Source organism: Microcoleus sp. LAD1_D3, from assembly GCF_036702135.1.
GTDB lineage: Bacteria > Cyanobacteriota > Cyanobacteriia > Cyanobacteriales > Microcoleaceae > Microcoleus.
Map to the genome: position 1 here is coordinate 1 of NZ_JAUBSB010000111.1, position 8,617 is coordinate 8,617.

The 8,617-nt window shown below is 49.8% G+C and carries 6 protein-coding genes; 1 reads left to right on the forward strand and 5 read right to left on the reverse strand.

All coding sequences use genetic code 11. The features are described from left to right. Positions 1-148: 148 nt before the first annotated feature. From QUA74_RS28815 to QUA74_RS28830, 4 genes are all read right to left on the reverse strand, one after another. Entirely contained in the window at positions 149-2,971 is a 2,823-nt protein-coding gene (locus QUA74_RS28815; RefSeq protein WP_333336016.1) for a CHAT domain-containing tetratricopeptide repeat protein, read from the reverse strand. Between the two features lie 6 nt (positions 2,972-2,977). Continuing rightward, entirely contained in the window at positions 2,978-3,802 is an 825-nt protein-coding gene (locus QUA74_RS28820) for a DUF928 domain-containing protein (RefSeq protein WP_333336019.1), read from the reverse strand. A 146-nt stretch (positions 3,803-3,948) separates the two neighbouring features. After that, positions 3,949-5,904: a CHASE2 domain-containing protein gene (locus QUA74_RS28825; protein WP_333336021.1), complete on the reverse strand. Its 1,956-nt coding sequence runs from the start codon at positions 5,902-5,904 to the stop codon at positions 3,949-3,951. Further along, complete coding sequence (locus QUA74_RS28830) at positions 5,904-6,575, reverse strand: response regulator transcription factor (protein WP_333336024.1); 672 nt, start codon at positions 6,573-6,575, stop codon at positions 5,904-5,906. The genes QUA74_RS28825 and QUA74_RS28830 overlap by 1 nt, the downstream gene beginning before the upstream one ends. 305 nt (positions 6,576-6,880) lie before the next feature. Between QUA74_RS28830 and QUA74_RS28835 the strand changes: the two genes are divergently transcribed. Further along, positions 6,881-7,705 carry a methyltransferase domain-containing protein gene (locus tag QUA74_RS28835; RefSeq protein ID WP_333336027.1) on the forward strand — a complete coding sequence of 275 codons (825 nt, stop codon included), beginning with the start codon at positions 6,881-6,883 and terminating at the stop codon, positions 7,703-7,705. Between the two features lie 546 nt (positions 7,706-8,251). On the opposite strand, the gene QUA74_RS28840 is transcribed toward QUA74_RS28835, so the two are convergent. Then, positions 8,252-8,593 (reverse strand): Uma2 family endonuclease, encoded by a 342-nt coding sequence (locus QUA74_RS28840; RefSeq protein WP_333336029.1) that lies wholly within the window; start codon positions 8,591-8,593, stop codon positions 8,252-8,254. Positions 8,594-8,617: the final 24 nt, after the last annotated feature.

Sequence of the window (8,617 nt, forward strand, 5' to 3'; positions counted from 1 at the left end):
TTATCACCAGCGACCGTTGCCGTTGGTGAGTGCAGTGACGATCGCGATTTAATAGCTGTTTAGTCTAAACTCCAGTACTACGATCACCCAACTCTACTGCAACGCACAAACTAACCCTAATCCAATAGAGATCGCCCTTCATAAAAACTTACTCTGCTTCCCCAATCAACGTAAATGCCGCCCAATCTCGCGGATTGGAATGGTTTGGGTTTTTCATCGTGGTTAACATTGCCTGTCGCAATGCCTGTGCTTTATTCGGGTTTTGCTGAAGATTTTGATAAAATGCCTGCATTAATTCGGCTGTAGGCGCATCGGGAACCGCCCATAAAGAAACAATTACACTCGGTACTCCTGCTGAAATCAAAGCACGCGATAAACCAATCACCCCATCCCCAGTAATTCTGCCTTCTCCAGTGTTGCAGGCACTCAAAACAACTAAGTTTGCTTGCAGTTTCATGTCGAAAATCTCTGCTGCGGTCAATAAGCCGTCATCCCTACCAGAAGGAGCCAGGGCGATCGCACTTGACAATCCGTTCAGGTTATCGAGCAATCCATGCGTTGCCAGGTGAATAATTGATGCTTGAGGCATTTTTTGGACGATCGCAGCTTTTGTCCCTTGTGCGCCTAAGATCGCTTGAGTATTGAGCAGAGGGGCGATCGCTCGCGCTTCAGCTTCAGCCCCAGGTAGAGGAGACAATTGCTGCTTAGGTTCTCCCACAGAGAGAGACACACTCGGCATCGTGGGATTGCCCAAGACTAGAGCCCTGCCGTTGTTGGCTGGCTTCTGTACTAACTTCTGCAGTTGCTGTCGAGTCAAATCCAATACTTGAATCGAAGGGGCAGTCCGAATCGTGTGTTTCTGGATTAAGTAAGTACCGTTAGGATCTTGGAGTGCAGGGAAGGGTACCTGGAACAGGGAACCTTGGGGAATGAAAATGACATGGGCATTGGGATCTTTGGGGAGGAGGCTGGCAATGGGATCGATCAGCAGTTGATGCAGGGTGGGTAAGTCGGTTGGGCATTCGGTCAAGCCCGTGCTGCTGCGACTGCGGATATCAAAGGATTCTTGTGTGCAAATGACTGGGTTGGCTAGGGAGACTTTGTGCTTTTGCCAGAGGGGTTTGAGATCTACCTGGCGGAAGGTGATTTCGCCCGTCGGTTGAATCACCCAGATGTAAAGCGCGGATTCTCGCGTTTCTTGTTTGCCCTGAATCTGGAAGCGGTCGTAGATGATGGAATACTGCACCAAAGTGGCGTTCTGTGCTTTGGCGATTTGGCGAATTTGCTCCTGGTTCGGAGAAGTGGCGATCGCCGGATTGGTAGAACCTGACGATAAGCGTTCTGTCAGCAGATCGACAAAGGCACGGGCGCGTCCCCGTTCGGCAATTTCTAAAGCGGCGATCGGGTTATTTTGAGCCACCCGGACTTGTTGTAAAGTCAGATAAGTGCCAGCTTGTCCTTCAAAGATGGAGACTTTATTCGCGTCGTTGGAGCCGAGCATTTGACGCATCGATTCCCAAACTTGAATCGCATCAATCAGCATTTTTTCAGCTTCTGTTGGGTTGCCAGCTTTCAAGAGGGCCAATCCGAGGTTGTTGAGTGCCGTACCTTCTCCGTCGCGGTCTTTAATTTCGCGGGCGATGGCTAAGCGCTGCTGTGTATACTCAATCGTTTTGGCATAGTTGCCCAGATAGATGTAAGCGAGTCCCAAAAGGCCCAGTGTCGCCCCCTCCGCTTGACGGTCTTTAATTTCACGGGCGATCGCTAAGCTCTGCTGTGTATACTCAATGCCTTTGGCATAGTTGCCCAGATCGAGGTAAGCGATTCCCAAATTGGCCAGTGTCCGACCTTCCCCATAACGGTCTTTAATTTCGCGGGCGATGGCGAAATATTGCTGTGCATACTCAATGGCTTTGGCCGAGTTGCCCAGAGATCCGTAAGCTGCTCCCAGATTGCTCAGCGCCACACCTTCACCTTGGCGGTCTTTAATTTCGCGGGCGATGGCTAAAAATTGCTGTGCATACTCAATCGTTTTGGCATAGTTGCCCAGGGATCTGTAAGCGGCTCCCAAATGGGCCAGTGCTGCACCTTCCCCTTGGCGGTCTTTAATTTCGCGGGCAATGGCTAAAAATTGCTGTGCATACTCAATCGTTTTGGCATAGTTGCCCAGATAGATGTAAGCGACTGCCAAATTGCCCAGTGCTCCACCTTCCCCAGAGCGATCTTTAATTTCGCGGGCGATGGCTAACTGCTGCTGTGTATACTCAATGGCTTTGGCATAATTGCCCAGATAGCGGTAAGCGACTCCCAAGTTGCCCAGTGCTGCACCTTCCCTTTGACGGTCTTTAATTTCGCGGGCGAACGCTAAGCTCTGCTGTGCATACTCAATGGCTTTGGCATAGTTGCCCAGGGCTCCGTAAGCGACTCCCAAATTGCCCAGTGCTGCACCTTCCCCAGAGCGATCTTTAATTTCGCGGGCGATCGCTAACCACTGCTGTGCATACTCAATGGCTTTGGCATAGTTGCCCAGATAGCGGTAAGCGATTCCCAAATTGCCTAGTGCATTCCCTTCCCCAGAGCGATCTTTAATTTCGCGGGCGATCGCTAAACTCTGCTGTGAATACTCGATCGCTTTGGCATAGTTGCCCAGGGCTCTGTAAGCGACTCCCAAATTGCCCAGTGCCCAACTCTCCCCTTGGCGGTTTTTGAGGGCGCGATAAATTTGGAGTGCCTGTTGCCAGGAATTCAGCGCTGCTCTTAATTGGCTAGTCCGATACTGTTGAAGCCCCTGCTGTATCAGCCGATCGCCCTCTGCTTCACTCGCCTCGATCGCCTGAGCACTAGCCTGGAGTGAGAAATGGGGAGGAATGTAAAAGCCAACAGACAAAAGGCAAAGCGCAAGGGGAAAGAGGAAGCCCGATCGCACTTTACGATTACTGGATTTGAGCAGTTTTAGGGAGAAAGGCTGCATGGGATTTTAGGGTTTGGGTTGCGGGAGTTGGCGTTGTTGTTCGATCGCCCTAATTTGTCGCAATCGATCGCTCCATTCCTTCAGCGGTTGGGCTTCCGAATTAGCCAGAGCATCTAGCAATTCCAGCACAGGTGCTTGGTTTTGAGAAGTCTCAGAGCCTTTGCGCGCTTCGGCGATCGCGTCATACCACAGCCCCGACTCCGCATACAGGTCGATCCGCTGTTGGGGAGTTTGCGCGGCTGCAAGTTGAGCCTGCAACGACGCAGCAGGTGCAACGACTTGGATTTCTGCCGCCGCCACCACATTCCGCGAAGAAACATTCCGATCGCACACCAACACCACTTGCCACTTATAGGATTGCCCGATCGACAGTTGGGGCAGATTTGGCGGGAGCGAAAACTGCATAATTCCCGGCTGACTCTGCATCTGGGTTCTGTAGAGTGCTTGTCCCGTAGAGCTGAACAGGCGGAATTGCAGGGGATGAGAAGTGCGATCGGGTACAAACCAGGTAAAGGTGGGATGCTGAGAAATCGTCTCTCCCACATGACTAAACGGCACCAAGGCAGTCAATACCGCCGGTGAATTAGCTTCGCAACTGCCGCCGCGAGTGGTATTCGTCCCCGTTTGTTTCGGCGCAGAAGGCTTTTTAGGGGGAGTATATTTTGCCAGCGCTAGAGGAGCGAGAGAGAGCGAAACACTCAGCATTAAACTCGCAATGCCGGCAGAGTAAATGGTTCGACGCTTCAATCCGTGAGTCATCATCGCAATTCCCTCTGTAACTATTTCTACAGTAATCAACAATACACAAACAGAATAGAGAACTGCCCACAAGCTTCGTTTGCGGGAAAGCGCAAAGATATAGCAAGTGTGATATCAATTCCAGTTGGATCGGAATGATTTAACCGCAGAGAACGCAGAGAACACAGAGGAAGAGAAGAGAGAGATGAATAATTCGGATGCTAACTCTGAGGAATCAATCACCAGAACCACCGCCGTTTGGCTGACCAGGTTAATTCGCACACTATCCCCCTCGGTACATTTGGGTAGCGCCGAAATGTTCCCCCTAATTGTTTGGCTAAATTGTTTGCCAACTGCGTTCCTAATCCTGAAGGTTGGAGTTTAGAGTTTAGATATTGAGTTGTCTCCCTGTCACAGTTCGTTTCACCGGAACTCAGCGCTTCTGCGTCAGACGGGTTCTCCTTGCCATTATCCGCCACCCGAATCACCTGCCGATCGCTTTCTTGAGTGCAAATTACGGTCAAGCGAGTGGCATCGATCGCGTGTTTCCCCACATTGCAGAGCGCTTCTTCCAGAAAGCGGCAGAGTCCTCGCTTGTGTTCCAACCGCAGATGCGAGGTGTTCAAGGCATCGAACTGCACAATTTTGAATTTGAGCGTTTTGAGGTAAGGCAGTTCTTGTTCTAGCGTGTTGCAATAGACCTTGTAGAGCAATTCATGCAGTGGAGCCTGCAGGGCCAATTCGATCGCGCTTCCCATGCGAAGGTGCGGTTCATCCGCGATCGCATCTCGCTGCACCGATCCGTAAACTGCCCGTAATTCTTCATTCAGGCGTTGCAACTCCGGTAGAAATGGCGGCGGTGTTGCTTGTTCTTGAGCGTTTCTCAAAATCGCCACCAATGTTTGTAAAGGCCCGCTATGAATCGCGTTAAAGGTCTGTTCGATCGCAAATTGACGTTCCTCTAACCGCAGTCGGAGTTCCTGTTCGTGGCGATAAAATAACGCTGCCATCAAGCCAGCCCCATTCAACACCAGCACCAACAACACAGGTACGATCGGCACCCACCACCCCAACAGAATTAACCCGTAACATATCCCGATCGGGCTGATACTGGCGATTAAGAGCCCCAACAAAATTTTCCAGGGCGATCGCAGAAATCGCCCCAAACTCATCCCCAAGAGTCCCCAGACCCCAATCCAGAGCATTTCCCAGCCATCCGCCCAAACCCGAAGCAACGATCGGCGATCGAGCACCGCGCTCAGGATCTGGCTGGTGGCGTGGGCCTGCATTTCGACTCCGTAAATCCGTCCGGGATTGATGCCTGCGATCGCACCTGAACTTGCCAAATCCTTCGCACTAAAAGACATGATCCCAATCAACACAATTTTGCCTCGAATCCAATCCGGGTTGACCTGTCCCGATTTGATTTGCGAGAGAGAAAGCACGCGAAACGGCATTGTCCCGCTGCGAACATTCAGCAAAATCTGGTTGCCGCCTGCATACGCCCCCACATATCCGCCAGAGTTTGACTGCACTCTGGTCAATTCAATGCTGCCAAAGCGCTTCGCCTCTGGGTCGCGAATTCCATTACCCAACTCAATTCCTCGGGCTGCTAAATAGCGTTCTGCCAGCCGGATCGCCAACGAAAAACGGTATTCCTGCTGGGGATTGTGAGCGCCCAATAAACTGCGGCGCTGGTAGCCATCCGCATCGAGAACGGCATCTGCAAAGCCAACCTGTTCCGATGGCAGCGCGGGCGGAGGTGCGACGGTAAAGCCACTGCGATCGGGCAGGGCAATCTCCACTCCGATCACATTCTTGCTGCTGCGAAACACCGATGTTAGTTCGGCATGACCAGGTTCAACCGGAATATCGCGGACAATATCCAGCCCGATCGCGATCGGTTGATAGGCCTGCAACCGTTTAAGCAAATCGGCAATTTCGCGATCGGGAATCGGATAAGTTCTAGCGCGTCGAATATCTTCCTCGGTGATACTGACGATGACAATCCTTTCATCCATTGGCTCAGGGGGACGCAGCCGCAGAAATCGATCGAGCGTCACCAACTCCAAAAACTGAAGCGCACCCGTCAATCGAGCGATCGTCACAGCGACAATCACCATCACCCCTGGAAGCCCTTCTCGTCCCCAAGTCGTGACACCCGCTTTCACTGCTTGCCATCGATCGCGCTTCACTAATCAATCAATCCTTCTTCCCTAGCTCGCACTTCCGTTTGAATCCGCAGATTCTTATCATCTTCAGGATACACCTCTAGCACATCTCGAATCTTAGTCCAGTAATACTGCACGGTGCGTTCAGAAACATTCATCCGTTTGGCGATCGCAGTATCCTGTAAGCTCTCGTGAAAAGCAAATTGCAACACCTGCATCCAGGCGGGTTTGAGTTGCAGCCCATTGCGGATCTCTCTGGGTGTATAAATCCGCTCGTGCAGCGCCCAATCAACCATTGCCAGCAAGTCTTTCATCGGCTGGCTCTTATCGACAACTGTGAAGCCGCCCATGTGATTGTCGATCGACGGTTTCAGCCAAACTAAAGTCCGAACATGGGCACTCTGCACCACAATATTCAGACTCGGATACTGCTCCATCAACGTTTTGAGGAGTTGAAGCCCTGAATTCGCTTGCGCGGTTTCGCCGATCGTCTCTGGCATCACCAGATCCACAATCACCAAATCCGGGGTCGTCTGCGCTATTTGCTGAAGGGCTGCCTGAGCCGTCGGAGCCGTCAGAATGTCTGCCTCTGGATATTCTTGCTTCAGAATGTTAAGCGTGCCACCTAACACCATCGCATGGTCATCCACAACTAAAAATGTTCGTTTCTCCGGTTGAGGTAAAGTCTGGGGCATAGTTGATTCGTTGCCACACAACATCGTCTGTTTAGGTAATCCGTCAACCCATTTTAGATTTGGGATTTACGATTTTCGATTTGTGACCTAGTTGAAACTAGGAGCTTTAAACCGCTGAAATTCTCATTCAAAATCCCAAATCCCAATCTAAAATCGTCTCGGTCATCTTCTTACAATAGAGGAATTACCTGGCTTCCGTCCTGCATCTGTCCGCAAACTGGGGTTGTGGATGTCCGCAACGAGAATTGCGCTAAAGCGCAGTTCTATTATAATCTAGGTGTCGAAGCAGGAAAAAGGATAATTTTATGGCAGCGGAAGGTTCGTATCAAGCAAGCACGTACAATCTGGAACTTGACGCAGAAATTCAGCGGTTAAAAGGTCAAGTTCTCCTCAGTTGGGAAAAGGAAGCGCGCACTTTAAAGTGGTTCGGTTTAGCCGACGGGATGAATGTTTTGGAAGCGGGTAGCGGGCCGGGATTTTTCACCGAAAAACTGTTAGAATTGCTGCCAAACAGTTCGGTAACAGCGGTAGAAATTGACCCGGTACAGCACGAAAAAGCAGTAGAATATTTACAGGACAAAGGCGGCGACCGAGTAGAGCGCATCCAAGCATCGGTTGCGGATACTGGTTTGGCGGCTAACACTTTCGATTTTGCGATCGCCCGTTTGCTGTTCGTTCACCTCCCAGATCCCGTCGCAGCAGCTAGAGAAATATTCCGCATCTTGAAACCGGGCGGCAAACTGGTGATTATTGATAACGATGCGGATCTGTTTTGGCTGACAAATCCGCCTTGGTCAGTCGAGATTGTCCGGGAGAAATTCAAGCAGGTGATAGCATCGCGGGGCGGCAATTTATGCGTTGGGCGAAATCTGTGCCGCATTCTCAAAGAAGCTGGGTTTGTTAGCGTTGATTTAGAAGCCGTTGTCAGCCACAGCGATATCATGGGAATTGAGGCGTTTCAACCTTTGCTTGACTCCGGGCCCATTTTGCAAATGGTCAAACAGGGGGTAATTTCAGAGTCGGAAATAGAAAGCTATCTGGTTTCGCGGGATAAGTTTTTAGCTGCGGGCGATCGATCGATGATGAGTTTTTGGTTGATGGCTTGCGGGGAAAAAAGCAATAAAATTTAGACAGATATTTCACACAACATTGATGTCCCATCGCAGCACAACCTCTAGCAGTCTTGCTACATTCCCAGCTAACAAAACAAACTTATCTAACAGTAAAATAGGGAAAACTTCAGAATAAATTATCCCCTCAGCGTTAGGTTAAAGCTGCACCTCTAGCTCTAGAATGGTATCATACAAAAATCACCGATCGTGCAACCGGACTTGAGCTAATTCATCTGCGTTAATCTGTGTTTATCTGCCCTCATCTGCGGTAAAAAAAAGATAAATTTTGAACCGCAGATGACAATAGATTGACGCAGATTTACGCAGATGAAGACAAGAGAGATAGGAATAATTCCGATTCTAAAAGATTTAATATCAAAGTTATAAATTTTCATATTTCTGAGCTTAATAACTTTACACCTACAAGTCTAACCAATCGTTGGAGCCGATCGGGCAAAGGTTGTTTGTGAGAGCCAATGGTTGTCTGTCACGTTTTAGCTTAACCAATCAAGTCGTTAGCGAAGCCCTCATAGACGATCGCACTTTTTACCAACTCCTCAGCATTCAACCCACTTGCCGAATTCCATTAAGAAACTCTGTCCTTGCCTCAATCCTTGAAGGCATTAAAATGCAACGCACCAGCAATTCTAAATCCAATTCCGGCAGCAACTCACTTCTTGAAGCTTGCTCATAATTATCCTCCCGCAACCCATACACAGCCAACTGATTATTTTCCCAAAACCAGACTTCAGGAATGCGAAGTCGCAGATATTTAGCTAGTTTATTTGTGCTACCGCTAGTCATCGTTACTTCCACGGCTAAAGCGGGATGCTCTTTTCTTGAACCTATATAATAACAATACTCCGGACAGTTTTTAAAGAGGGATGCGACGCCTACGGCAAGCAACGCTTACGCAATAAATCACAGAAG